Source organism: Microbacterium sp. USHLN272 (assembly GCF_037149655.1).
In the GTDB taxonomy this organism is placed as follows: Bacteria; Actinomycetota; Actinomycetes; order Actinomycetales; family Microbacteriaceae; genus Microbacterium; species Microbacterium galbinum.
This window is the reverse complement of the sequence record NZ_JBBCRA010000001.1, coordinates 1,361,014-1,385,500: the sequence shown is the minus strand read 5'-3', so window position 1 is coordinate 1,385,500 and position 24,487 is coordinate 1,361,014. Positions and strand designations below refer to the sequence as shown.

The 24,487-nt window shown below is 66.8% G+C and carries 25 protein-coding genes; 16 read left to right on the top strand and 9 right to left on the bottom strand.

Annotation, left to right across the window (positions count from 1 at the left end):
- Positions 1-18: 18 nt before the first annotated feature.
- The 6 genes from WFJ97_RS06720 to WFJ97_RS06695 all read right to left on the bottom strand — a co-directional run bounded on the left by WFJ97_RS06720 (position 19) and on the right by WFJ97_RS06695 (position 4,898).
- Entirely contained in the window at positions 19-195 is a 177-nt protein-coding gene (locus WFJ97_RS06720) for a YegP family protein (protein ID WP_247623256.1), read from the bottom strand.
- Between the two features lie 87 nt (positions 196-282).
- Positions 283-1,374, bottom strand: a complete 1,092-nt coding sequence (locus tag WFJ97_RS06715) for an ABC transporter ATP-binding protein (protein WP_336640899.1) — start codon at positions 1,372-1,374, stop codon at positions 283-285.
- Positions 1,371-2,165, bottom strand: a complete 795-nt coding sequence (locus tag WFJ97_RS06710) for an ABC transporter permease (protein ID WP_247632808.1) — start codon at positions 2,163-2,165, stop codon at positions 1,371-1,373. Before WFJ97_RS06710 ends, WFJ97_RS06715 begins: the two co-directional genes overlap by 4 nt.
- A complete protein-coding gene (locus WFJ97_RS06705) occupies positions 2,162-3,118 on the bottom strand; it encodes an ABC transporter permease (protein ID WP_442928390.1) in 957 nt (318 codons plus the stop codon). The genes WFJ97_RS06710 and WFJ97_RS06705 overlap by 4 nt, the downstream gene beginning before the upstream one ends.
- On the bottom strand, positions 3,097-4,236 hold the full coding sequence (locus WFJ97_RS06700; RefSeq protein ID WP_247955671.1) for an ABC transporter substrate-binding protein: 1,140 nt from the start codon (positions 4,234-4,236) through the stop codon (positions 3,097-3,099). The genes WFJ97_RS06705 and WFJ97_RS06700 overlap by 22 nt, the downstream gene beginning before the upstream one ends.
- 146 nt (positions 4,237-4,382) lie before the next feature.
- A complete protein-coding gene (locus WFJ97_RS06695; protein WP_336640898.1) occupies positions 4,383-4,898 on the bottom strand; it encodes a GNAT family N-acetyltransferase in 516 nt (171 codons plus the stop codon).
- A gap of 125 nt (positions 4,899-5,023) precedes the next feature.
- Between WFJ97_RS06695 and WFJ97_RS06690 the strand changes: the two genes are divergently transcribed.
- On the top strand, positions 5,024-5,806 hold the full coding sequence (locus tag WFJ97_RS06690) for a sulfite exporter TauE/SafE family protein (RefSeq protein WP_336641865.1): 783 nt from the start codon (positions 5,024-5,026) through the stop codon (positions 5,804-5,806).
- A gap of 394 nt (positions 5,807-6,200) precedes the next feature.
- On the opposite strand, the gene aspS is transcribed toward WFJ97_RS06690, so the two are convergent.
- A complete protein-coding gene (gene aspS / locus WFJ97_RS06685; RefSeq protein WP_336640897.1) occupies positions 6,201-7,982 on the bottom strand; it encodes an aspartate--tRNA ligase in 1,782 nt (593 codons plus the stop codon).
- Positions 7,983-8,098: 116 nt separating this feature from the next.
- Here aspS and WFJ97_RS06680 point away from each other — a divergent pair, with 116 nt between their 5' ends.
- Positions 8,099-8,497, top strand: a complete 399-nt coding sequence (locus WFJ97_RS06680) for a DUF5684 domain-containing protein (RefSeq protein WP_247623250.1) — start codon at positions 8,099-8,101, stop codon at positions 8,495-8,497.
- Between the two features lies 1 nt (position 8,498).
- Positions 8,499-9,128, top strand: a complete 630-nt coding sequence (locus WFJ97_RS06675) for a histidine phosphatase family protein (protein ID WP_247623249.1) — start codon at positions 8,499-8,501, stop codon at positions 9,126-9,128.
- A gap of 25 nt (positions 9,129-9,153) precedes the next feature.
- Here WFJ97_RS06675 and WFJ97_RS06670 read toward each other — a convergent pair whose 3' ends face one another.
- Positions 9,154-10,059: an NAD(P)/FAD-dependent oxidoreductase gene (locus WFJ97_RS06670; RefSeq protein ID WP_336640896.1), complete on the bottom strand. Its 906-nt coding sequence runs from the start codon at positions 10,057-10,059 to the stop codon at positions 9,154-9,156.
- A 265-nt stretch (positions 10,060-10,324) separates the two neighbouring features.
- Between WFJ97_RS06670 and WFJ97_RS06665 the strand changes: the two genes are divergently transcribed.
- The 7 genes from WFJ97_RS06665 to WFJ97_RS06640 all read left to right on the top strand — a co-directional run bounded on the left by WFJ97_RS06665 (position 10,325) and on the right by WFJ97_RS06640 (position 14,768).
- Positions 10,325-10,810 carry a MarR family transcriptional regulator gene (locus tag WFJ97_RS06665; protein WP_247623247.1) on the top strand — a complete coding sequence of 162 codons (486 nt, stop codon included), beginning with the start codon at positions 10,325-10,327 and terminating at the stop codon, positions 10,808-10,810.
- A 238-nt stretch (positions 10,811-11,048) separates the two neighbouring features.
- Positions 11,049-11,351 (top strand): helix-turn-helix domain-containing protein, encoded by a 303-nt coding sequence (locus tag WFJ97_RS16445; protein WP_442928389.1) that lies wholly within the window; start codon positions 11,049-11,051, stop codon positions 11,349-11,351.
- Between the two features lie 5 nt (positions 11,352-11,356).
- Entirely contained in the window at positions 11,357-11,737 is a 381-nt protein-coding gene (locus WFJ97_RS06660) for a MerR family transcriptional regulator (protein WP_336641864.1), read from the top strand.
- Positions 11,738-11,829: 92 nt separating this feature from the next.
- Positions 11,830-12,453: a hypothetical protein gene (locus tag WFJ97_RS06655; protein ID WP_336640895.1), complete on the top strand. Its 624-nt coding sequence runs from the start codon at positions 11,830-11,832 to the stop codon at positions 12,451-12,453.
- Between the two features lie 293 nt (positions 12,454-12,746).
- Positions 12,747-13,877, top strand: coding sequence for a hypothetical protein (locus tag WFJ97_RS06650; RefSeq protein WP_336640894.1), 1,131 nt, complete (start codon positions 12,747-12,749; stop codon positions 13,875-13,877).
- Between the two features lie 78 nt (positions 13,878-13,955).
- Positions 13,956-14,396 carry a metallophosphoesterase gene (locus WFJ97_RS06645; protein ID WP_336640893.1) on the top strand — a complete coding sequence of 147 codons (441 nt, stop codon included), beginning with the start codon at positions 13,956-13,958 and terminating at the stop codon, positions 14,394-14,396.
- A gap of 3 nt (positions 14,397-14,399) precedes the next feature.
- Positions 14,400-14,768, top strand: coding sequence for a hypothetical protein (locus WFJ97_RS06640; protein WP_336640892.1), 369 nt, complete (start codon positions 14,400-14,402; stop codon positions 14,766-14,768).
- A gap of 612 nt (positions 14,769-15,380) precedes the next feature.
- Here WFJ97_RS06640 and WFJ97_RS06635 read toward each other — a convergent pair.
- On the bottom strand, positions 15,381-17,423 hold the full coding sequence (locus tag WFJ97_RS06635) for a KAP family P-loop NTPase fold protein (RefSeq protein ID WP_336640891.1): 2,043 nt from the start codon (positions 17,421-17,423) through the stop codon (positions 15,381-15,383).
- A 459-nt stretch (positions 17,424-17,882) separates the two neighbouring features.
- Here WFJ97_RS06635 and WFJ97_RS06630 point away from each other — a divergent pair, with 459 nt between their 5' ends.
- The 6 genes from WFJ97_RS06630 to ccsB all read left to right on the top strand — a co-directional run bounded on the left by WFJ97_RS06630 (position 17,883) and on the right by ccsB (position 24,482).
- Positions 17,883-19,220, top strand: coding sequence for a hypothetical protein (locus WFJ97_RS06630; RefSeq protein WP_336640890.1), 1,338 nt, complete (start codon positions 17,883-17,885; stop codon positions 19,218-19,220).
- A 725-nt stretch (positions 19,221-19,945) separates the two neighbouring features.
- Entirely contained in the window at positions 19,946-20,197 is a 252-nt protein-coding gene (locus WFJ97_RS06625) for a MerR family DNA-binding protein (protein WP_336640889.1), read from the top strand.
- Between the two features lie 63 nt (positions 20,198-20,260).
- Positions 20,261-20,911 (top strand): TlpA family protein disulfide reductase, encoded by a 651-nt coding sequence (locus WFJ97_RS06620; RefSeq protein WP_336640888.1) that lies wholly within the window; start codon positions 20,261-20,263, stop codon positions 20,909-20,911.
- On the top strand, positions 20,908-21,678 hold the full coding sequence (locus WFJ97_RS06615) for a cytochrome c biogenesis CcdA family protein (protein WP_336640887.1): 771 nt from the start codon (positions 20,908-20,910) through the stop codon (positions 21,676-21,678). Before WFJ97_RS06620 ends, WFJ97_RS06615 begins: the two co-directional genes overlap by 4 nt.
- A gap of 43 nt (positions 21,679-21,721) precedes the next feature.
- Complete coding sequence (resB, locus tag WFJ97_RS06610; protein WP_336640886.1) at positions 21,722-23,500, top strand: cytochrome c biogenesis protein ResB; 1,779 nt, start codon at positions 21,722-21,724, stop codon at positions 23,498-23,500.
- A 4-nt stretch (positions 23,501-23,504) separates the two neighbouring features.
- The gene (gene ccsB / locus WFJ97_RS06605) at positions 23,505-24,482 is read left to right on the top strand and encodes a c-type cytochrome biogenesis protein CcsB (protein ID WP_247623242.1); all 978 of its coding nucleotides are present in this window, start codon (positions 23,505-23,507) and stop codon (positions 24,480-24,482) included.
- Positions 24,483-24,487 lie beyond the last annotated feature (5 nt).

Here is a 24,487-nt window from a genome sequence, read left to right as displayed (position 1 = left end):
ATCGTTGTGAACGAGGGATCAGACCTCGACGACCTCGGCGTCGGGGGCGTGGGTGCGCACGGACTCGATCCCGTTCTCCGCGGCGGACTTCGAGGAGTAGCCCTCGCTCGTCGCGATGACCTGACCGTTGCCGGCCTTGAGGCGGAACCGGTATTCGCCGGACCTGTCGGTGTAGAGCTCGAACTTGCCTGCCATGAGGCATCCTCTCTGTGGTGTCTGCGAGGCGGAGGGCCTCTCGTGCATCACGGTAGCGCCCGACCGCGTGCGGCGGGAGGGCGGGATTCAGGCGCGCGGGTGCACGGCCACGGGCTCGGGCGCGACCGCGATGCGGACGCGATCGCCGAAGGCGGGGTGGATGCCTGGGGCGTGCTGCACCCGGACGATCTCTCCCGCTTCGGTGCGAACGAGCGTGCGACGCATGCTGCCGAGGAAGGTGCTCTCCTCGACGATCGCGTCGGTCGCGGCATCCGCCTCTGACGCGAAGAACACGTTCTCGGGGCGCAGGTACACGTCGACCGGGCCGTCGGCGGGCGTCTGCAGCGGCAGCCGCTGCCCCCAGACGACGACGTGGTCGCCTTCGGCGACGCCGGCGACGATGCTCGAGAGACCCACGAACGCGGCCACACCGGCGGTCGACGGCGTCGTGTAGAGCTCCTCCGGCGAGCCGATCTGCTCGATGCGGCCCGAGTTCATCACGGCGATCCGGTCGGAGACGGCGAGCGCCTCCTCCTGGTCGTGCGTGACGAACACGGTCGTGATGCCCAGGCGCAGCTGGATGCGGCGGATCTCATCGCGCAGCTGCACGCGCACCTTGGCGTCGAGCGCCGACAGCGGCTCGTCGAGGAGCAGCACCTTGGGCTCGGTGACCAGGGCGCGCGCCAGTGCCACGCGCTGCTGCTGGCCGCCCGACAGCTGGTGCGGGTAGCGGTCGGCGAAGTCGGCGAGACCGACCAGGGCGAGAGCATCCTTCGCGCGCTTGGCGGATTCGGATGCCGACACCCCGCGGCGGCGCAGCCCGAAGGCCGTGTTCTCGGCGACGCGCAGGTGCGGGAACAGCGAGTACGACTGGAAGACCATGCCGATGTCGCGCTTGTTGGTCGGGACGCGCGAGACGTCCTGCCCGCCGAGCAGCACCGCGCCCTCGTCGGAGCCCTCGAGGCCCGCGAGCACGCGCAGGAGCGTCGTCTTGCCGCAGCCCGACGGACCCAGCAGCGAGACGAACTCACCCGGGGCGATGTCGAGGTCGACGCCGTGCAGCACGCGGTTGCCCGCGTAGCTCTTCACGATGCTCTGCAGCTGCACCCGGGTGCCCTCGCCGGCCTCGGCGAGCAGCAGGTTGTCCTGGGTGCGGGGGAGTGCGTGATCGATGGTCATGAGTGGGCCTTTCCGTTGCCGCGTGCGACGCGACCGATGAGGAGGAGAAGGAGGAACACGAGCGCGAGTGCCAGCAGCGTGAAGATCGCCGGCGCGTACGGGTCCTGCTTCTGCACGACGACCATGGCCGTCTGGAACACCTGCCTGTTCAGCAGCGAGGCGATGGTGAACTCGCCGAGCACCACCGCGATGGAGATGAGCGACGCGGCCAGCAGGCCCTGGCGCAGATTGGGCGCGAGCACCTTGAGCACGACCGTCGGCCAGCCCGCCCCGAGCGACCGTGCGGCCTCGGAGAGCGTGCGCAGGTCGGCGGCGTCGATCGACGCCTGGATCGAGCGGTAGGCGAAGGGCAGCACCGTGATGCCGTACGCGAACGCGAGCGTCCACGTGCCGGTGCCCACCGAGCGGCCGATCTGCAGGTAGATCGGGGCGAGACCGACGACCAGCACGATCGCGGGGATCGAGATCGGCAGCAGCACCGCGAACTCGAAGATCGGCTTGAGCTTGCCGAAGCGCAGGTTCACCAGGATCATCGTCGGCGCGAGCAGGAACAGCACGATCGCGACGGTGACGACGGCGAGGATGAGCGAGTTGCCGAGACCGGTCCAGATCGGCTTGATCGCCGCGGAGGCGGCGGGGTCGAACAGCGCGAGCCAGTGGTCGAACGAGAGCCCGCTCTCGGTGTCGCGCAGCGTGTAGAGGAACGTCGACACGAGCGGGATGGCGAAGAACAGGCCGACGAGGATGCCGATGACCCAGCGGGTCGTGAGCGAGGGGGCGAGACGGTTCACGACTGCCACCTCGCAGCCCGACGCTGGATCAGCGAGTACAGGGCCATCACGACGCCGACCACCACGATCATGCCGAGGACGAGCGCGCCCGCGAGGTTCTCGCGACCGAGCACGGTCTCGCTCGTGAGTGCGGTGCGGATCTGCAGCGGCACGATCTGCGAGCCCTGGCTCGCGAGAGCGGCGGCCGTGGCGTAAGAGGAGAACGAGTTCGCGAACAGCAGCAGCAGGCTCGCGAGGAACGACGGGGCGAGCACCGGGAGCCCGATGCGCAGCCAGAAGCTCGTGCGCGTGCCGCCGAGGGTGAGGTTCGCCTCGGCCCACTGCGGCTTGAGCGCGGCGAGGGCCGGCATGAAGGTGATGACCATGAGAGGGATCTGGAAGTAGATGTACGGCAGGATCAGACCGGGCAGTTCGTAGAGCCACGTGCCGTTCTCGTAGATGTTGATGCCGAACGTGTCCTTGAGGAACACGGTCAGCACACCCTGGATGCCCATCATCGCGATGAACGCGAACGCCAGCATCACGCCGCCGAACTGGGCGAGGACTCCGGCCGCTGCATCCACCGACGAGCGGATCGCGCCCTGCGGATTCATCCCGAGGAGGGCGTAGCAGACGAGCGCGCCGACGACGGCGCCGACGACGGCGGTCAGGAGCGAGATCCAGGCGGAGTTGGCGAACGTGTTCAGCACGACGGGATCGCCCAGTGCCGACACGTTGGTCCAGGTGAACGAGCCGTCCTTGGTGAAGAAACCGGAGCCGATCGCGAGCAGCGTCGGCACGGCCAGGAACAGCACGATGTAGGCCGCGAAGGGTACGAGACCCAACCAGGCCCAGGAAGGCGCGGACCGCCGGGCCCGCGCGGTGTGCGCGGGCCCGGCGGTGGTAGCGGGAGCGGATGCCGGAGCATCCGCCCCCGTGTCGACGAGAGTCGTCACTGGACCGCCGCTGCCCACTTCTCACCGAGCAGCGTGCCGGCGTTGGTGGACTGCTCCTCGGTGGGGACGACCGTCTCCTCGGGAACCTCGGGCAGAGCCGCAGCGAGGTCGGCGTCGATCGTGCCGGCCTCGGTCATGGCCTCCATGCGCACGGGGCGAGCGCCGCCGCCGAGCCACAGGTTCTGCACCTCGTCGCTGTAGAGGAACTCCTGCCACAGGCGCGCCGCAGCCGGGTGCGGGGCGTCGACATTGACCGCCTGGTTGTAGTAGCCCGCGTAGCCGGTGCCGTCGAAGACCACGACCTCCCAGTTGGGGTTGTCGGCCTTGTGCGAGGCGTTCAGGTAGTCCCAGTCGAAGACGACGGGGGTCTCGCCGCTCGCGACGGTCGCCGTGGTCACGTCGACCTTGAGCAGGTTGCCGGCCTTCTGCAGCTCCGAGAAGAAGTCGATGCCGGGCTGGAAGTCGTCGAGCGTACCCTCGGACTGGACGGTCGCGAGACCGACCGCGGCGAACGCGGCGCCGGCCTGGGTCGGGTCGCCGTTGATCGCGACGGCACCCTTGTAGTCGGCCGAGAGCAGGTCGGCGAGCTCCGCGGGAGCGTCGAACTTCGACGAGTCGTAGCCGACCGACATGTATCCGCCGTAGTCGCCGACGAAGAGGCCGGTCGGCTCCTTGAGCTCTGCGGGGATGTCGTCCCACGTCTGCACCTTGTAGGGGGCGAAGTAGTCGGTGTTCTGGAGCGCGACCGTGAGGCCGATGTCGAACACGTCGGGAGCGGTGTCGAGGCCCTTGTTGGTCTCGGCGGCCTGGATCTCCTCGGCGCTGGACACGTCGGGGGAGGCCTCGTTGATGGTGATCTCGGGGTACTTCTCGGCGAAGAGGTCGAGGATCTCGCCGTAGTTCGCCCAGTCGCGCGGCAGCGCGATGACGTTGAGCTGGCCCTCCGCCTTGGCGGCGGCCTCGAGGTCGGCGAAGGTGCCGAAGTCAGCGACGGACGTCGCGGTCGCGGCGTCGGTCGAGCCCTCGCCGGCGTCGGTCGCGTCGGCGGCGCCGGAGCAGGCGGTGAGTGCCAGAGCGGCGGTGGTGACCAGTGCGATACCGGCGCCGATGCGCGCGCGGCGGGTGAAGCGTGCCATGAGTGTCCTCTCGGGTGTCCGGCGGTGCGCCGGTTCGGGTTGCGAGAGGAAACTATGGGCCGTGAGTTACCGGTCGGAGCGGCGTGGGTGAACGGAGGGTGACCGGGTGGTGGCGGGGTGGGGTGCGCCGCGTCGTGGCGCGGAGTTCAGGCGGTCTCGACCGTGTATTTGAAACCGAGATGTGACCCGATGTACCCCAATTTCTCGTAGAAGCGGTGTGCGTCGGTGCGCGCGGCATCCGAGGTGAGCTGCACCATCGCTGCTCCGACCGCGGGTGCGGCCTGCTCGCCGACCCAGCGCATCACGGCCGACCCGATGCCCGACGACCGCAGGTCGCTCTGCACCCGGACGGCCTCGACGAGCAGCCTCCGGGCGCCCCGACGCGCCATGCCCGGGATCGAGGTGAGCTGCAAAGTGCCGACGATCGCCCCGTCGAGCTCGACGACGATCAGGTCGTTCGACGGCTCGGCGAGGATCTCGAGAAGCGCCTGGGCGTACGCGGGTCGGTCGTCTTCCGAGGCGACATCGCCGCGCGCCGCGCTGATCGGGTCGTCGGCGAGCAGGGCGATCACGGCATCCGTGTCGTCGGCCGTGGCGCGGCGCAGCACCGTGCTCCCCGGGCGCGACGCGAACGGGTACGGCAGGGGGAGGGCCTCGATCATGCCTCCAGTCTGTCAGCGGGAGCGTCGCGCCGTGGCGAGCGGATGCCGGTGCGCGCCCGAGTCTCTGGAATCATGGCCGGGTGGACATCGGCACCGTGCTCGGACTCGAGCAGCTCACCTGGGGGATGCTGCTGCTCGTCGTCATCGCCGCCTTCGCCGCCGGCTGGATCGACGCCGTCGTCGGGGGCGGAGGGCTGTTGCAACTGCCCGCGCTGCTGCTCATCCCCGGGATCGCGCCGATCCAGGCGCTCGCGACCAACAAGCTCGCCTCGGTGTTCGGCACTGCGACCAGCAGCGTCACCTACTATCGGCGCGCGAAACCCGACATCTGCACCGCGATCCCGATGGCCCTCATCGCGCTCGCCGGATCGTTCGGCGGCGCCGCGGTGGCCACGCTGCTGCCCGCCGCGGCGTTCAAGCCGATCATCGTCGTGGCGCTGCTCGCGGTCGCGCTCTTCACCGCCTTCCGGCCGCAGATGGGCGCGGCGACCATGCTGCGCTTCCACGGGCACAAGCACCACATCATGGCCGGCGCGGCCGGTCTCGTGATCGGCTTCTACGACGGCATGATCGGGCCGGGAACGGGGACGTTCCTCGTGATCGCGCTCGTCGCGCTGCTCGGCTACGACTTCCTGCAGGCCAGCGCCAAGGCCAAGATCGTCAATCTCGCCACGAACCTCGGTGCGCTGCTGCTCTTCATCCCGCACGGCTCGGTGCTGTGGGTGCTCGGGGGGATTCTCGCGGTCGCCAACGTCGCGGGCAGCTACCTGGGGTCGCGCATGGCGATCTCGCGCGGCACGAAGTTCATCCGCGTGGTGTTCCTCGTCGTGGTGATCGCCCTGATCGCCAAGCTCGGCGTCGACGTGTGGAACGAGAACCTGGCCCCGGCGCTCGGGCTGGCCTCCTAGGGGCGGGAGCCTTCTACAGGCTCAGGGGCCCAGTCTCGCGGGGCGGGACCCTTCGACAGGCTCAGGGACCCAGTCTCAGGACCCGGGTTGCTGAGGTCTTGGATCCGAACTGGGTTGCCGAGGCTGTCGAAGCATCCCCGCCGGCGTCAGCATCCGTTTGCACGGAGTGCGCACGGATGCACGGCGATACGGGCGGATGCTCCGTGCATGTGTGATGCGTCCGTGCGGGTGTGCGGGGCGGGGCCCTTCGGCAGGCTCAGGGACCCATTCTCTCGGGCGGCGCCCTTCGACAGGCTCAGGGACGCAGCTCATGTCGAACCCGGGGACGCGACAGGCCCAGCACCCGAAACCGGGTTGCTGGGCCTGTCGAAGCATCCCCACAGGGGGCAGAGGGTCAGGCCTCGTCGTCCTCGGGCTCGAAGTCGACGCCGGCCTCGGCGCGCTGCTCGGCCGAGATCGGAGCGGGCGCGGACGTGAGCGGGTCGTAACCGTTGCCCGACTTCGGGAACGCGATGACCTCGCGGATCGACTCGGTCTTCGTGAGGTGCTGCAGCACGCGGTCCATGCCCAGCGCGATGCCGCCGTGGGGCGGCGCGCCGAACTTGAACGCGTCGAGCAGGAAGCCGAACTGCTCATCGGCCTGCTCGTCGCTGATGCCCATGACCTCGAAGACCCGCTTCTGGATGTCTTCGCGGTGGATGCGGATCGAGCCGCCACCGAGCTCGGAGCCGTTGCACACGATGTCGTACGCGTAGGCGAGGGCCGATCCGGGGTCGGTGTCGAACGTCGCCTCGAACTCCGGCTTCGGTCCGGTGAACGCGTGGTGCACGGCGGTCCAGGCTCCGGCGCCGACGGCCACGTCACCCGAGGCCACGGCATCCGCCGCCGGCTCGAACATCGGGGCGTCGACCACCCAGGTGAAGGCGAACTCGTCGGGGTTCAGGTAGCCCAGACGGCGACCGATCTCGACGCGCGCGGCACCGAGGAGGGCGCGGCTCTCCTTCGTGGCGCCCGCGGCGAAGAACACGCAGTCCCCGGCCTCGGCGCCGACGAGCTCGGCGAGACCCGCCTGCTCGGCCTCGGAGAGGTTCTTGGCGACGGGGCCGCCGAGCGTTCCGTCCTCGTTGAAGAGCACGTAGGCGAGGCCGCGGGCGCCGCGCTGCTTCGCCCAGTCCTGCCAGGCGTCGAGCTGCTTGCGGGGCTGGCCCGCGCCACCGGGCATGCGCACGGCGCCGACGTACTCGGCCTGGAAGACGCGGAACGTGGTGTCGGAGAAGTACTCGGTCGCCTCGACCAGCTCGAGGCCGAAGCGCAGGTCGGGCTTGTCGGAGCCGTACTTCGCCATCGCGTCGGCGTAGGTCAGGCGCGGCAGCGGGGTCTGCACCTCGACGCCGATCGTCTTCCACATGGCGACGACGAGCGACTCCATCAGGCGGATGACGTCTTCCTGGTCGACGAAGCTCATCTCGATGTCGAGCTGCGTGAACTCGGGCTGGCGGTCGGCGCGGAAGTCCTCGTCGCGGTAGCAGCGCGCGATCTGGAAGTACTTCTCGACGCCGCCGACCATGAGCAGCTGCTTGAAGAGCTGCGGCGACTGGGGCAGGGCGTACCAGCTGCCCGGGCTCAGGCGCGCAGGCACGAGGAAATCGCGGGCGCCTTCCGGCGTGGAGCGCGTGAGCGTCGGGGTCTCGACCTCGGTGAAGTCGTCGGCGTGCAGCACGTCGCGGATCGCCTTGTAGACGTCGGAGCGCAGGCGAAGGGCGGATGCCGGGGCCGGACGGCGCAGGTCGAGATAGCGGTACTTGAGGCGGGCCTCCTCGCCGACGGTCTCGCTGTCGGCCAGCGCCGTCGAGACCTGGAAGGGGAGGGGAGCGGACTCGTTGAGCACCTCGACGGTGGTCGCGATGAGCTCGATCTCGCCGGTGGGCAGGTTCGGGTTGGCGTTGCCCTCGGGGCGGCGCGACACCTCGCCCGTGACCTTGAGCACGAACTCGTTGCGCAGCGGGTGGGCGATCTCCTCGTCGCGGATGACGACCTGGGCGATGCCCGACGCATCCCGAAGATCGATGAACGCGACTCCTCCGTGATCACGACGGCGATCGACCCACCCCGCGAGGGTGACGGTCTGACCGATGTGCTCGGCTCGCAGTGAGCCTGCCGAGTGGGTGCGAAGCACGGAGTATTCCTTCTGTTCTGTGAACGGGCGAACCCGCCCATTCTACGGGGGCGCGCGGCGTGTCTCCGGCGGGCGGAGGGGATCAGTAGGGTGGCAGGGAAAAGGAAGGTGCTCCCATGGAACTCGCCCTCGTCCCCGCCGCCGATGTGCCGGTCGTCCCCGATTTCGTCTCCGCGTTCTTCTCGGGAACCACGAGCGTCATCGGCATCATCTTCTACGTGCTGCTGGCGATCGCCTGGTGGAAGGTGTTCACGAAGGCCGGATACCCGGGCATCCTCGCACTGATCCCCATCGTCAACGCGATCTTCCTGCTGCGCATCGCCGGGATGTCGGGCTGGTGGGTGCTGCTCTACCTGGTGCCGATCGCCAACGTCATCCTCGCGATCGTCGTCGCGGTCAAGGTGGGCGATCGTTTCGGCAAGGGTGGTGCGTTCTCGTTCTTCCTGCTGTTCCTGATCCCGTTCATCGGGTACTTCATCCTCGGGTTCGGGGACTCCCGCTACCGCAAGGCCTGACGTGCCGGCATCCCGTCTGCACCTCGTCCGTCACGGCGAGGTCCACAATCCCGGCCGCGTGCTCTACGGCCGTCTGCCCGACTTCCACCTCAGTGACGACGGACGGCGCATGGCGCAGTCGGCGGCCGAGCACGTCGCAGGCCTCGGTCGCGACGTCGAGGCCCTGCGGTGCTCGCCGCTGGAGCGCACGCAGGAGTCGGCCGCCCCGTTCGCCGAGCGCTTCCACCTCGAGCCGGTGCTCGACGAACGCGTCATCGAGCCGACCAACGTCTTCGAGGGCACGCAGATGCGCCGCTCGCTCATGAACCCCCTCAACTGGTGGCATCTGCGGCAGCCGTCTGTGCCCAGCTGGGGCGAGCCGTACGTCTCGGTCGCCGAGCGCATGCGCGCCGCGATGGACGAGCTCTGGCACACCACCGAGGCAGGCGACGCGGTGATCGTGTCGCACCAGGCACCGATCTGGATCACACACCTGTCGGTCGCCGGACTCCCGCTGCGGCACGATCCGCGCACCCGGCGCTGCGCCCTGTCGAGCGTGACTTCGTTCGAGCGGGTCGGCGACGTGTGGCGTGAGGTCGACTACGCCGAACCCGCGGCGACGGGCGGCGCGGTCGACGTCGGCGCCGTCTGAGGCATCCCGCTCGCGGCCCTGGGAGCTACGCGCCCTCGGCCATCAGCGACTGAATGTGACCGACGGCGGCGAGCTGACCCGCCGCGACCGCCAGCGCGACCGCGGCCATCGCGCCGGGCAGCGAGGCGCGGTGCGCGATGTCGCCCGCCGCCGACACCCCGGCGACGGACGTGCGGCCGAAATCGTCGATCTCGATCGCGCCGGACGGGAGCATCGCGAGTCCGAGCTGCTCGGCGAACGGGGCGCGCTGGCGCGAGACCACCGAGGCGACGAAGATGCCGGCGACGGATGCTTCGCCCTCCGCCGTGGTCAACATCACCGTCTCTCCCTTGCGCGTGATCGACAGCGGAGCCGAGGGGGCGACGACGGCGCCGAGCGCCTCGAGGGTCGCGCGGTCCTCCCCTGTGAAGGAGCCCTCGGCGGGGAAGACCGTGATCGACGACACGATCCGGCCGAGCAGTCCGATCAGGTGGGCGGCGCGGGCGGCCTCGCCGATCACGGCGATCGGCTTGCCCGCGTGCTCGTGCCCGTCGCAGAACGGGCAGCTGAACGCCCCGACGCCCCACAGCTCCTGCAGCCCGGGGATCGCGGGCAGTTCGTCGGCCATGCCGGTCGCGAGCACGATGCGCCGAGCCGCGACCGTGCCGCCGTCGGCGAGTTCGAGCGTGAACGCCCCCTGCTCTCCGTCGATCCGCTCGACGCGGGCATCGCGCACCTCGACGTCCGCGTACTCCGCGAGCTGGGCGCGGGCGGTCGCCCGGAAGTCGGCGGGCGGGGTGCCGTCGTTCGCGGCGAAGTTGTGCATGTGCAGCACCGTGCCGTTGCGGTACTCGCCCGAGTCGAGCAGCAGCGCCGAGCGGTGCATCCGTCCCAGCGTCAGCGCCGCCTGCAGGCCCGCGGGGCCTGCGCCGATCACGATCACGTCGTACATGAGGGGTCCTTCCGACCGGGTGGATCTTGCGTTCGCGATCAGTCTGTGACTTCATGTCGGGATGAAGTCAAGCGACGGGGCGCGAGGTTGACATCACTAGTTCGGCTAGTAATCTAGTTTTGCGAGCATTGTCCGGATGTTCGCACCACACGGAGGGAGCGGGACATGATCGAACGGGAAGAGATCGCTGCGAACGAGGATGGCGCGGGCGCCGAGGGGGAGCGCTTCGGGAAGTGGTTGTCCCTGATCAATCAGGAGGACTGAGGTGAGCACCGCGGAGGCTCCCGCCACCATCTGGAACGCGATCGATCAGTCGTACGCGCTCGACGTCGCCCGCGCCGTGGAGCGCGTGCGCGTCGCGGAGGACCAGCTGGCGCGCCGACGTCAGGCTTCGTGTGGACCGAGTCCGCTGCTTCGCGAGATCACCCGGCTCATCGCCGAGGCCGACCATCGCAACGAGGCGATCACTCCCGGTGACCTCGCGTCCGAGTTGCAGGTGACGACCGCCGCGATCTCGAAGGCGCTCGAGAAGCTCGAGACCGCGCGGGTCATCACCACGCAGCGGAATCCCGCGGACAGTCGCTCGAAGCTTCTCGTTCCCCTGCGGCGGATCGATCCCTCCGAGGGGCTCGACGCCACGGCGGTCGCCGTCCACCGGATCGCGACGGACCTGAGCGCCGAGCAGTCGGCGGTGGTGAGCGACTTCCTCGAGAAGGTCGCCGATCTCATCACGAGGGAGTGCCGGGACTGACGGCGTCGCTTCGGCGGTCGAGCGGCGGACCTTGCGTCCACGCTCCGTTTGTGACTTCATGTTGGGATGAAGTCATATGCCGAGCATCCGTGGTCCGTCGGCGATGTCGCCGCCCGCGTCGATCTGCCATTCGTCACGCAACCCGGTGTTTTTGTACCTCCAACCTGCACCTGCCGCAGTGAGATGACCCAACGCACCCTATTTGACCCGCAGAATTTCGGGGTCCCGGTACTTACCAATGGAGAGTGCCGTGCCTAAGTCTCAACGCGAATCGCCAGCGGAACTGACCGCATCCTGGCCGGACACTCCTTCGCTGGACCCTGCCGGCGAGACCGCCCGGCTTCTGGCGAACAACCTGCGTCGTTCTATGGGGAAGGCGAGCATACGATCCGTCGCCGATACTGCGGGCCTCGATGAGGGGACGCTTCGGAACGTCCTGTCGGGTGCGCGATGGCCAGACTTGCGGACGATTGCTCGTCTGGAGGATGCGTTGGGTATTCCGCTTTGGCCCGTGTATGAGGAACGAGGCGGACTGTGGTGACGCTCATGAGCATCGGGGACGTCGCTCGCGTGATGGGGCTTCCGACCAACGTCCTTCGTCACTGGGAGACCGTCGGGTTGTTGACGCCGCAGCGCGGCACGGGTGGTCGGCGGAAGTACGACGAGGACCAGATCGTGCGGATCGCTGTCATTCAACGCAGCAAAGGCGCGGGGATGACGTTGGAGCAGATCGGCGTGATGCTTGACGACGGCGCTAGAGAGCGGCATCTGGTGCTGCAGCAGCATCTTGACGACATCGACCGACGTATGGAGGACATGCGCCGTTCTCGGGAGATGACGGAGCATGCGATGAGCTGCCGCTCGCACGACATCGCAACCTGTCCGCGCTTCCGGGAGGGCGTTGCGGACGTCATGGCCCGCTTTTAGCGGCGAATCGGCGTACCCGAAGGGATCGCCGCCGTTCCAAGGTCGCGCTTGTCGTCTGCGCTCCAGTCGCGGAGCACCCGTATGCTCTACCGATGGACCAGAGTCAGGTGTTCACCGGCGTCGTGCTGCCCGGCCTCGCCGTAGTGATCTCTACGGTGATTGCTGTCTGGATCGCGGCAAGCGAGCGACGCGCCGCGAAGAGGGACAGAGCCGCCGCCCGGACAGAAGCGCTGATTGAGCGTGCGGTGGCGGCCCTGTCCGGGTTGATGTCCGAGCGATTCGGAACGACGGCGTGGGACCGACAGCTCCGGGCGCTCGTAGGCGTTGCCAACTCACTCGAAACCGTCGACGATCCGCGGAGCCGATGGCTAGGAAAGTGGCTTCGTGCGGAGACCTATGGAGTCGCCAACGCGCTGATCAAGCGAGCTCTCTCCATACTTCGATTCGTACCGGGCTGGCGTGTGCTCCGACTGGAGCGTCGACTTCCTCAGATCCTCGAGGTGACAAGGTGGGCACAACTGACGCTGTGGGTGGTCATCGAATGGTCGCATCGTCACATCGACGACTCGCTCCTCGCATCTCGGACTCGCTCAATCGAGGCGGGCAAGGTGGACCAGGACGATGAGCTTCGGTGGCACCAGGAGGTCTTGCGTTCTCCGCTCATCCTTCGGCGACCCTTGCCCGACGCCACGGCGGAGCACAGGCGTTCAGCTTAGGATTCGCCGGGCTCCGACTGCCCCCGCGCGTGCGGCGCGCAGTTGAACATGACGTTCGGCATCGCGCTCTTCGGCAGCCATGCCGGCGGCGCCCACGCTCAGCGGGAAGTTCGAGATGCCGTGGAACGAGCGCCGTCGACGCCATCGTGGCGGGGGAGAGCATGGAGCGTCGCGACCGGTGCCAGAGGGGGAAGGGCGTGCTGTTCAGGATGGTCATACGTGCTCCTTGCGCGCCGTTCCGAACCTGTATTCTCGGCGGCGGAGGTAACCGAATGTGTTGAGGAGTCTGTTGGATGCCGAAGATCCCCTACGACGCATTGAAGTTCCCTGTGTCTCTTCCTGTGTGGTCGCGGACGACGACGGGGCGAACGCCAGGTTCGCACAGTGGTGAAGCCAACGCGCCGCTAGCGGAGTTGATGGCGCACGCTGCGAGCGTCGGTGATACCTCGATAGTGACGGGCACCGCCACGAGGCGTGCGCTCGACATGAGATGGCGCCTGGCTGCGATAGAGGCAGCGCTCGAAGACGTGGGCGGGTACTGGGCGCCCTCTGAGGCATACCTCGAACACCTCGACAGCAGCGAGAAGACGTTCGTGAGCTACCTGCTCGGCATGACGCAGGCATCGCTCATGTCGGAACACATACTCGGCACGGTCGCGTTAGTTCATGTGGATGCTGTGCTCAGGCTCTTCGGGCACCTCCACCGGGCCAAGCGTCCTGACTTGATTGGTTACTCTGCGTCGGCTGCGGCGTTTGGTCGACGCGGTGGAACACCGCTCGGTCGCGTGCTTGTGGAGGCGAAAGGCACCTCGGGCCCGAAGGATCAGCAGGCTATTGACGATGCCCTAGCTCAGCTGAAGCCGGGGGTGGGCACGCTGCCGAACCCGAATCTCCGGCAACTTGCGTTCCTTCTTGGCAGGCACAGCCTCCGCGTGGTGTCGCATGCGTACTTCGATCCCGCGTTCCCGGGTTCGGCGTCGCCAGTATGGTCGAGCCACCTCGAAGATCCTCCAGGTGACGGGGATGTGCCTTCTGAGTGGGACGATGACGAGTTCCGGGGGCTTCTGCTTCTCGCCAAGTTACTGCCTGTCGCCGACGCCATGCGATTGAACCCGGAGATCGACTTTGAGTGGCCTGAAGCGGTTGGCGCCGAGACGAGTGCGGTTCAGGTTGCACCTGGAGTCGTCTTCGGTCTTCCGGCTCACCTCGGTGAGATGCTGCAGGGAATCGTGGGACTTCACCCGCTCGGTTTTAGCCGTTCGGAACAAGATCAGGTTGAGGTTCGGCGTCTGGCGAGGCTCGCAAACGACTTGAGACCACCGGAGATCATGCTCCCGCGCAACGCGAGTCGTTTCCAGGATTGGGAGATCGGGAAGTTGCTGTCCGGCTTCTGCGTTGCCCGGTTCGTAGGCGACGGCGACTAGAGCGATACGGGTCTCAGAAGAATACGGAATTTATTCCGCAATTGAGCTAGCATGCAAGACATCTTCGAAGGAGGTGTCATGGACGCGCTGCAGTACGACCGAGACATCACGCCGCCCGACCGACGGGTGGCGGTGTGCGGGGACTGGCACGGCAACGTCGGATGGATCCGAACGCTCTCTCGTATCCTGCCGGCACTTGCCCCCGACTTGACCACGATCCTCCAGCTCGGTGACTGGTGGATTGATCCCGATGTTGTCGATGAGGCGCTAGCCGACACCAAGATCGACCGCATCTACGTCACCCTCGGCAACCATGAGCCGTGGGATCAGGTCGCCCGTGTTGTCGATGCGAACAGTGCAGCCGTGCGCGTCTCGGAGCTCACCTGGCTCCTGTCGCGTCCGGCCAGGCTGACAATCGGTGGAAGGTCGGTCGTGTCGCTGGGTGGTGCCGCCTCTGTCGACCGGCTCTGGCGCATCGCAGGAGCCGGCTGGTGGCCCGACGAGAGCATTACCGATTAACACGTGGCCGCGGCCATCGCCGGCGGACCCGCCGACCTGATGTTGACGCACGAGTCGCCGGCCCGCACGCCCGTCTGCGCCGTACAGGAGGTACTGCGGTCGAACCCGATGGGATTCCCTGACGAGACGCTCGCAGAGTCCGCCCAGTCACGCGAGCGAGTCGCCCAGGTCTGGGACGCTGTCCGACCCGAACTCTTGATGCATGGTCACATGCACGTCGCCGGCGGCGGCGCGACCGACGACGGGCGCCGAGTGGCGAGCTTCGGACGCGACACGATGCAGGGGAGTCTCGCATTCCTCGATCTCCGCACGCTCCGGTTGGAGGTACCGACGATCCAGCAGATGCGAGAAGCGGCTTTCCCTGATGGGTGACGGTGACCGCGGTCGTGCACGGCAGGAGCGGTTGAAAGGCGTGCTCGAGGCGTTCCGCTCCTGCCAGCTCGACGGGGTGCGCCCGACGCGGAACGCTGTCCGGGACGGATGGGATTACATCAAGGGCCGCCGATGCCTAGACGTGATCATCGACGACGTTCGCCGACGCCACACCCGCAACCCCGAGGGCGGGCCATGAGCGACGACGAACCGAACCCCTGGGCGGAGATCGTCGGCCCCTGCTGCACGTTCACGAGCATGGCGCGCACCCTCGGGTGGACGGAGGCCGAGGTCATGGCGGCTGGGAACGATCTTCGCCTCCTCATGCTGCGCACCGACGACGACGTCCACCTCTTCCCTGCGTTCCAACTCCGCGACGGGAAGATCGTTGACGGACTCCAAGACGTCCTCCGCGTCCTCGCGACCGGGACAGGGAGCAGATGGACGTGGGCACAGTGGCTGAACGTCGCGTTGCCCGACGAGGACACGCCCCGCAACCTCACGCTGCTCTACGAAGGTCGCGTCGAGGAGGCGCTGCGGAACGCCCGGCACGATGCGTGGGGGGGGGGGAATCGTAGGCGAGGTCGTCGCTCAACTACCCATTGCGATGGACTAGTACCTCTCGGGGCGCCAGCCCGAAAGATACTTCTCTGCGAGTTCGACGAGCTCTGTGTCTCCGTCAGCTTCGCGAAGTCGACCAACTTGGACTGCGAGTTTCTCAGCACCACCGGCGACACGAACGAGAGCGTCCCAAGCGAGACGAGGTTCCTCCCGCACGTGACGCGATCCCTCCGACTGTGCCCTCGAGACAGAACGCGAGGACTGCAGGAGTGCGCGGACATCGGCCACCTCGGGCAGCGACGGAGGAACATATGCTTCACCTCTGAAGTCCGCGACGACCAAGTACACCGTCAGAAGGTTCCATTCCCTCTCAGGGGCTCGCGACGGTCCGGCCTCGGCTTGATCAACCAGCTGGGCGGTCAGGTCTTCGACGCACTCCGCGGAGATCAGGTCATTAGCTGGATCCTTCAGCGCCCCAACACTATGGATGAGAACTTCGCGCGACGAGAGCGTTTCCACCCCGGCGAATATCTGTCGCACCGCGGCATCGCGTGCGGGCTCATCGTCGATCCGTCTCAAGAGACGGATCACAACTCGAGTCACGACGATGTCCGGCGACGACCAGTCGAGCATGCCGCGGTTCTGACGCTCGGGCATGTCGGGGATGCGGTTGAGCAGGGCGATGGATGCGGGAATCACCGATTCCGCAACGAAATCGGTTTGGTACGTCTCGAGTTCTGAGATGACCGATTCCCAGTCCTTCTTCGGAAGCGCGTCCAAGTATTCGGCCAGGGCGGTCGGGTCTGTCAGCCGGGCGAGCAAGACCTCGGCATGTTGAACGGCGACAAGATCCGTCGGGAGGGTGCGCCCAAAGTACAACTCGAGGTACCCGATGTAAGCGACGCGGTGATCACGTTTCCAGGTGGGTTTCCACTCCGCGCCGTAACTAGTGTTCTCCAGGTACGTCCGTGCCGCGGGGAAGAGCCTTCTGATGAGCGCTCGGACGACGTCCGAGTCCTGATCCGCCACTGCCAGCAGCTTGTCGATAGCGGATTGGTGGTCGGAGTTCTTGTTACCGCCGAACGCGCCTTGAGTCTCGGTCAGGGCGACACGGGCGCGATGGATAGCCGCGAAAATCTCGGGACGGAACACTCGCAGTGCCTCGAGGGCGAGCACATCGACGGTCTCAATCCTTGAACCAAGGGCGCGAAGTGTCGGCTTGGCCGAGAGAGCAAACCGCGTGGCATCGCGCAGGTTGTGCACCAGCGGTTCAATGATCTCGACGTAGACATCCGGCCAGACGGTGTTGTCGAAGCGCGCGCCGTCAGTATCGCCGAGAATCAGGTTGAGCCGCTCGAACACCTGAGCTCGGAGAGTCTCGGCGGCAACCATCGGCACATCGAAGCTCAACTGAAGGATCTTCTCCAGGTACGCCCGTCCCGGCGCGCCATCCTCGCCAAGTGCGTGCTCGACCCGATGCCGGTCGAACGCGAGCACGTAGATAACATTGGGAAAACTCGCCGTCAGCCGGACCAGCTTGAAGATGTCCCGAATCTCGCCCGTCGTCAATCGGTCGATATCGTCAATCACGACCACGATGGGTTGGGCGAGGTCCCTGAGGGCGTCGACCACCTGATCCTTGAAGGTGCGACTTCCCTTCTTGCGCTCACTCCACCACTTCGTGGCCGCCTTCGTCGCCCGGAACGACCGGTCGAACCACCCTCCGAACATCGGCACCAGCGCGAGCGGGCTCAGGACGTCCCCATACTTTTCGAGGCCCGCGGCGATAGTCCCGAACCTCGTCTCGTCTTTCATTCGAAGTTCAGCGGCTACCTCACGAAAGAAGACGTCAGTGAGTTGCTGATCTCCCGAGAACGCCCACGGGTTGAAGTCGACCACCGGAAGTCCGGGTGCCATAGCGAACTGTTCCCTCATCAAGTTGACGAATGACGTCTTGCCGTGACCCCAGGCCCCCAGCACGCCGACGACGACACCGTGCGACGCGTCCAGTTCGCGCACGGCGGTCGCGAAGTCGTGTGCCACAGAGGCGCGGCCAAGGGTGTCCTGCGTGGAAGACTCGATTGGGTTGTCCACGGGCATGCTTGTCGAGTCGGTCATCGGTTCCCCCGGGTCATCGTTGGCATCACTGGCACGAATGCTCGCTGAAGATATCATCGGCCCTGGTGCTGGACTGTCTTTGAGGAGGTTAGCGCGGGCCCGCATCGTTCCCCGCTCCGCGGCCGGGTCAATCTCCGTCGGCGACGGTCACCGCGTTCCCCCACACCCAGAAGATTCAGGCGCTGACGCACGCCGACTTTCGTATAGTGTGCCTAGTTCGTGCCCTACCCATCGTTCACCACTCGCGTCGGGCACTCCGCCATTCATCCACAGGAATCGAACCCGGTGCAGCATATGAGACATCGTCTTCGCGAGTGTGTTCTTCAAATAAGACAACGCACGCGCGCGTTGAGTGGTTGGATGAGGCAGGGGGTCCGCGACCATCCGCCCAGGCCAAAAGCGGTTTCGCCAGTGCCGGGGCGGGCGCTGATTCACATGAAGGATGCCGACGAGGTCGATCTGCGGCTTGGAGCAGCGCTTGTTGAGGCCACCCTCTTCTGGCCGCGATGGGTGCATCGCCGTGTGGACAGTGTGCACGTGTTGGAGGGAGAAAACGGCAGGCGACGCCAATCCATAGACTGCAGGCCGCTCGATGACGCAAGGCTCGCTTACACAAGGAGCGAGCGTGACAAGGTCGAGCTGGCGAACGTCGACGGGCAGATCATGATTCCGCTGATGTATGTCACGAAAGGACCCTTGCGTCACTTCGACGCATCGAAGGCTGACGGTAGCCCGATGCCCATTCTCGGCACACGCGAAACAGCGCGATGCGGGGTCGCGATGGTCGTGCGAATGCTCCATGCGGACCGTATCGAGTTCGCCCCGATCCTCGCCGAAGCCCTTCTCCACATTGCCGGCCCGAACGTCACGAGCCCAGCTGATGATGCCGTTGTTGATCTTCTCGAACGAGGTCTGTGGCGTGGGAAGCAGGTGGTCCACTCTCAAGCGCTCTCGGATCAGAAATCTAGCGTGCGCAGCCTCATCGAGACTCTGTCGGCTTCATTTCTCCTAGTCGGCCTACTTGACAGCTCTTCCGCGCGTGCCCGGCAGATTCTGAAGATCTCCTATCACTGGCACATCCCTGCCGCCGAACAGGGTTGGGGGAGGGCTGTGCTCATAGCAGCCGGGTTCAAGAAGCGGCGTCTACGGTTGCAGCCTGATGCCGCAGCGGCAACATCCTCTTATCATCTTGAAGTTCGTACGCCTCGAGAAGCCCAGTGTGTGTTGCTGCAACTCCCCGGCGCCGAAGACGGCGGAGGCGGAGTAGACGCTACAGGCAGACCAACCGCGCATGTGTACATGTCGTTCAAAGAGGAGCCATCAGAGGACGCTGTTGCCATCTTCCGAACACCACTATGGGGTCTGCGTGGCGCTGCCGTTGCCGTCACGCTCTTCTGTCTCGTAGCCATCGTTCTCGCGCTCACGCTCGACGACGCCAAGGGAGTGTGGCGTGCGGAACCGGACGGACCCGCGACTGTGCTCCTAGTGGGGCCAGCGTTGTTCTTCACGTTCCTAGCATCTCGAGGTGAAAGCGCCCTCATGCGTCGCCCGCTCACCGTGCTGCGACTGTGTATCGGAGGCGCCGGACTCAGCCTGCTCCTCATAGCTGCGAGTCTTGTGGGCCGTCTGGATGATGGGTGGATCGAAAGCCTTTGGATTGGAATGGCGGTGTACAACGGCGTCGTGGCGGCCTTCCTTTTGGTCGGCATCGTCTCAGAGTTCATGTCAGTACAGAAGGATCGGTCAGGAAAAGCAGCCAAAGGTCAGGAGTGAAGGGTAGGCTGGCGGACGAGCAGGAGGACAATCATGACACCGATAGAACGTGCACGTGCTGAAGAAGCGCGACGCTCTGCGGTAGACGGTGGACGGATCCAGTCTTTGAGCGGCGCGAGCACCGTACCCGTGTCGCGCGATCTCGACTCTCGGTTGAGCCGATACATCAGCGAAGATTCTCGCCTCACGTCGGATCGCTACTCGTTCTGACGCCGTGCGAGCGCAAGCCGAGGCTTGTTGAGCGTGAATCGCGCGCCTGAGCTTGGGGCGGCGGACCTGCTGAGTTGATTGACGGCACCGACTCCTGCGTCTGACGTAAGTGGTCCGCAGCCAACCGAAGATGAAGTCAACATCGCCTCTCGGGTAAAGCCCAACCTCTTCGCCGTGCACGGGTCCCCGATAGAACTGCTTCGGATAGGGATCTCATGCTGGCCATCGGGCGAAAAAACGCGCGAGCGTGAGGGGCGGGAGACTCTTGCAGATTTGGGCCTGCAGCCGACTCATTCTGCTCTGTGCAAGAACGGGTCAACCGCTGTGACGACATGAGTGACGAGTCCTGGCTGCGAACGCCGAAACTCCGGGGATCATGTGTCGCAACATCGGTATAGAAGCAGCGACGAACGACACGATCTGCCCACCAACGTGCTGCGCCACTGGGAGTCGGTCGGACTGTTGACCCCGCCCGTGACGACGCCGGCCGCCGTCGGTACGGCGAGGACGACGTCGTGCGTATCGCCGTGATCCAGCGCAGCAAGGCCGCGGGCATGACGCTCGATCAGATCGCGGTGCTGCTCGACGACAGCAGCTGGGGGCGCCATCAGGTGCTGCAGTCGCACATCGACGACATCGACCGCCGCATGGAGGAGATGCGTCGCTCGCGCGAGATGACCGAGCACGCGCTGCGCTGCCGCTCGCACGACATCGCCACTTGTCCGCGTTTCCGGGCCGGCGTCGACGACGTGCTGGCGCGGTTCTGAGGGGCTCCGGCGGGGCGTCCGCGTCCGGCCTAACCATAGGAACCTCGGCGTAAACTCGTAACCGTGCCACTCGCCTCGAGGATTCACCCGATCCGCAGCGGCCGCCCCTCCCGCACTCGCCGTTCCCGGCGTGCGGTCGGAGCCGCGCTCGCCGCGGTGCTTGCCGTCGGCCTGACCGCGTGCGCTCCGGATGCCGTGAGCGATTCGTTCCTGAGCGGCGAGAACACCGGCTACGTCGCCGCCGATGGAGCGATCAAGGAGATCCCCGTCGCCGAGCGCGGCGAGCCGATCGATTTCTCGGGCGTCACCGAAGACGGCGAGGCCTTTGACAGCGCCGACATCGCGGGCCAGGTCACGGTGGTGAACTTCTGGTACGCCGGTTGCGCGCCGTGCCGCGTCGAGGCCGGCGATCTCGAGTCGGTCTGGCAGGAATACGAAGACCAGGGTGTGTCGTTCGTCGGCATCAATACCCGTGATCAGGCCGACACCGCCAAGGCCTTCTCGACCGAGTTCGGCATCACCTACCCGAGCCTGATCGACGTCGACACGGCGCAGGCCAAGCTCGCCTTCGCGGCCGAGACGCCCATCCAGGCCACCCCCACCACTCTCGTGCTCGACAAGCAGGGCCGCGTCGCCGCCCTCATCATCGGGCCCATCGACGGGACCTCGATCCTGTCCACGCTCGTCAAGGACGCGCTCGCGGAGAGCGCGTGAATCCCCAGGACATCATCGGTTCGGGAGCGCTCTGGCTGGCGATCCCGGTCGCTCTGCTCGCCGGGCTCATCTCGTTCCTGTCGCCCTGCGTGCTGCCGCTCGTGCCGGGGTACCTCGGCTTCCTCGGCGGATCCGTGGCTCCCCGCCCGACGAACGGCGCGACCGCGTCGACGGATGCCTCGGCCCCGGGGCGTGGTCGCCTCGTCGTCGGCGTGCTCCTCTTCATCGCCGGCTTCAGCGCCGTCTTCGTCGCGATCACCTCTCTCGGTGGTGTCGCGAGCGTCTTCCTGATCCAGTGGGGCGAGCTCATCACGCGCATCCTCGGCGTCGTGATCATCCTCATGGGGCTCGTCTTCCTCGGGCTGTTCGGCTTCGCGCAGCGCGAGCTGCGCTTCCACGTCGACGGCAAGTACGGCGTGATCGGGGCGCCGCTGCTCGGCATCGCCCTCGGGATCGGCTGGGCGCCCTGCCTCGGCCCCACCCTGACGGCGATCTTCGCCCTCTCCTTCAACGCCGGCGACCCGGTGCGCGCGGGTGCCCTCGGCCTCGCCTACTCCCTCGGCCTCGGCATCCCGTTCCTGCTCGTCGCCCTCGGCTTCAGCTGGGCGACCACGGCCATCGGATTCCTGCGCCGCCACATCCGCGTCGTCAACATCATCGGCGGCGTGCTGCTGATCGCCCTCGGCGTGCTGATGGTGACGGGGCTGTGGACCGACATCATGTCCCGACTGACGGCGGTGATGAGCAGTGTCATCCTCCCGCTCTGATCACGAGACGACCGAGAAGAAAACCCGGAAGAACGAGAGTGCCGTGAGCAGCAAGACGCCCAGGTCCAGCGATCCGCTGCGGCCGTCCGACCACGTCGACGGCGACGACTCGATCACGCAGCCGCGCCTCGGTTTCGTCGGGTGGCTGCGCTGGGGTTGGCGCCAGCTGACCTCGATGCGCACCGCGCTGATCCTGCTGCTCGTGCTCGCGGTCGCCGCGATCCCCGGATCGATCTTCCCGCAGCGCATGGCCGACCCGAACGGTGTCACGCAGTGGCAGCGCGACAACCCCGATCTCTTCCCGATCCTCGACGGCCTCAAGCTCTTCGACGTCTACCTGTCGCCGTGGTTCTCGGCGATCTACCTGCTGCTGTTCACCTCGCTCGTCGGCTGCGTGATCCCGCGCATCCGGCACCACTGGAAGGCGCTCCAGGCCCGCCCGCCCCGCACGCCCGCGCGGCTGCAGCGGCTCGACGACTTCCGGGCCGTCACCCGCGACTTCTCCGCGACCGCGGCGAACGGCGAGAAGACGGATGCCGAGGCCGAGGCATCCGCGTCGATCGCCGTCGCGACCAAGCAGCTCAAGGCGCTCGGGTATCGGGTCGAGCGCTACGACCGTGGGCGCACCTTCTCGGTGTCGGCCGAGCGCGGGTACTGGCGCGAGACCGGGAACCTGCTCTTCCACCTCGCGCTCGTCGGCGTGCTGGTCACGGTCGCCATCGGCGGCGGTTTCGCGTATACCGGTCAGCGGGTGCTGGTCGAGGGCGAGACGTTCGCGAACACGCTCGTCGACTACGACTCGATGAACCGCGGACGGTTCGTCGCCGACGACGCCCTCGCGCCCTACTCGATGCGCCTCGACACCTTCGACGTCTCGTACACCCCGTTCGGCGAGGCGGGTTCCGGCCAGGCCGGCGACTTCTCGGCGAACGTCACGGTCAAGGAGAACGGCGAGGAGCGCACCGGCTCCATCAAGGTCAACGAGCCGCTGCCCGTCGCCGACGACGACATCTTCCTGCTCGGCAACGGCTACGCCCCCACGATCACGGTGCGCAACGCCGACGGCGACGTGGTGTTCACGAACAGCGTGCCGTTCCTGCCGCAGGACACCAACATGACCTCGCTCGGCGTGATCAAGGTCACCGACGGACTCCCCGAGCAGCTCGGCCTGCTGGGCTTCTTCTACCCGACGACCGCCGTGCTCGACACGGGCGCGTTCTTCTCGGCCTACCCCGCGCTCACCAACCCGACCCTCACGCTCGACGTGTACTCGGGCGACCTCGGCATCAACGACGGCACCCCGCGGTCGGTCTACGTGCTCGACACCACCGACCTCACCCAGCTCACCGGTCGCGCGGTCGACAAGGACTCCATCGAGCTCGCTCCGGGCGAGACCGCCGACCTGCCGAACGGCATGGGAACGGTCACCTTCGAGGACGAGTCGCCCGAGGGCGCGACCGACGCCACGCAGTCGGTCAAGCGCTTCGCCTCGCTGCAGATCCACCGCGACGAGTCCGGCGTCTGGGTGCTCGGCTTCGCGGTGCTCGCGCTCGGCGGACTCATGCTCGCGCTGTTCGTGCCCCGCCGCCGCATGTGGGTCAAGGCCACGGTCGAGGGCGACTCCGTCTCGCTCGAGTACGCAGGCCTCGCCCGCGGCGAGGACCCGACGATCGCGGTGGCGCTCGACGACATCGTCGCCGGCCACGGTCGCCTGCTCGATGCGGCCGGGGGCACGGTCGCCCGCGAACCCGCCTCCGACGACCTCACCGAAGATCTCGCGGATGCCGACCCGACGGCATCCGACTCCCCGAAAGTAGACTGACACCATGTTCGACCTCGAAGTGATCTCGCCGGTCCTGCTCTGGACCGCGATCGCGATCTACGCCGCGGCTTTCATCGCGTTCGCATTCGACCTCGCGCGCCGCTCGCAGATCTCCGCCGACGCGCAGACCGTGCGCGAGGCCGAGCTGGTCGGCGCCGGCGCGCGCGGGGGAGCGACGCTCACCGCCACCGGAAAGCCCATCGAGCCGAAGCCCCAGCGCTTCGTCATGGCGCGCATCGGCACCTCGCTCACCGTTCTCGCGTTCATCTTCCACCTCGGTGCGACCCTCACCCGTGGCTTCGCGGCCGGTCGCGTGCCGTGGGCGAACCTCTACGAGTTCGCGATGATCGGCACGCTGCTCATCATCGCCGTCTACCTGATCGTGCTGGTCAAGGTCGACCTGCGCTTCCTCGGCACGTTCATCACCGGCCTCGTGGTGGTGCTGCTGGGCCTGTCGTCGACGAACTTCTACGTCGAGGTCACGCCGCTCATGGACCCGCTCAAGAGCGTGTGGCTCGTGATCCACGTCTTCGTCGCCTCGCTGGGCACGGCATTCTTCGCCCTCGCCTTCGCGCTCTCTGTCATCCAGCTCATGCAGTCGCGGCGCGAGCGCCTCGTCTCGGAGGGTGCGGCCAAGACCGGCCCCGGGTTCCTGCGCACGTTCCCCTCGGCCGAGCGCCTCGAGAGCATGGCGTACCGCTTCACGATCATCGGGTTCATCCTCTGGACCTTCACCCTCATCGCAGGTTCCATCTGGGCCTACTACGCGTGGAGCCGCTTCTGGGGCTTCGATGTGAAGGAGACCTGGACCTTCGTGATCTGGGTGCTCTACGCCGGCTACATCCACGCCCGCGCGACCCGCGGCTGGCGGGGAAACCCCTCGGCCTGGCTCGCGATCGTCGGCTTCACGGCCGTGCTGTTCAACTTCACGATCGTGAACGTGTTCTTCAAGGGACTGCACGCCTACTCCGGCATCAGCTGAGGCAT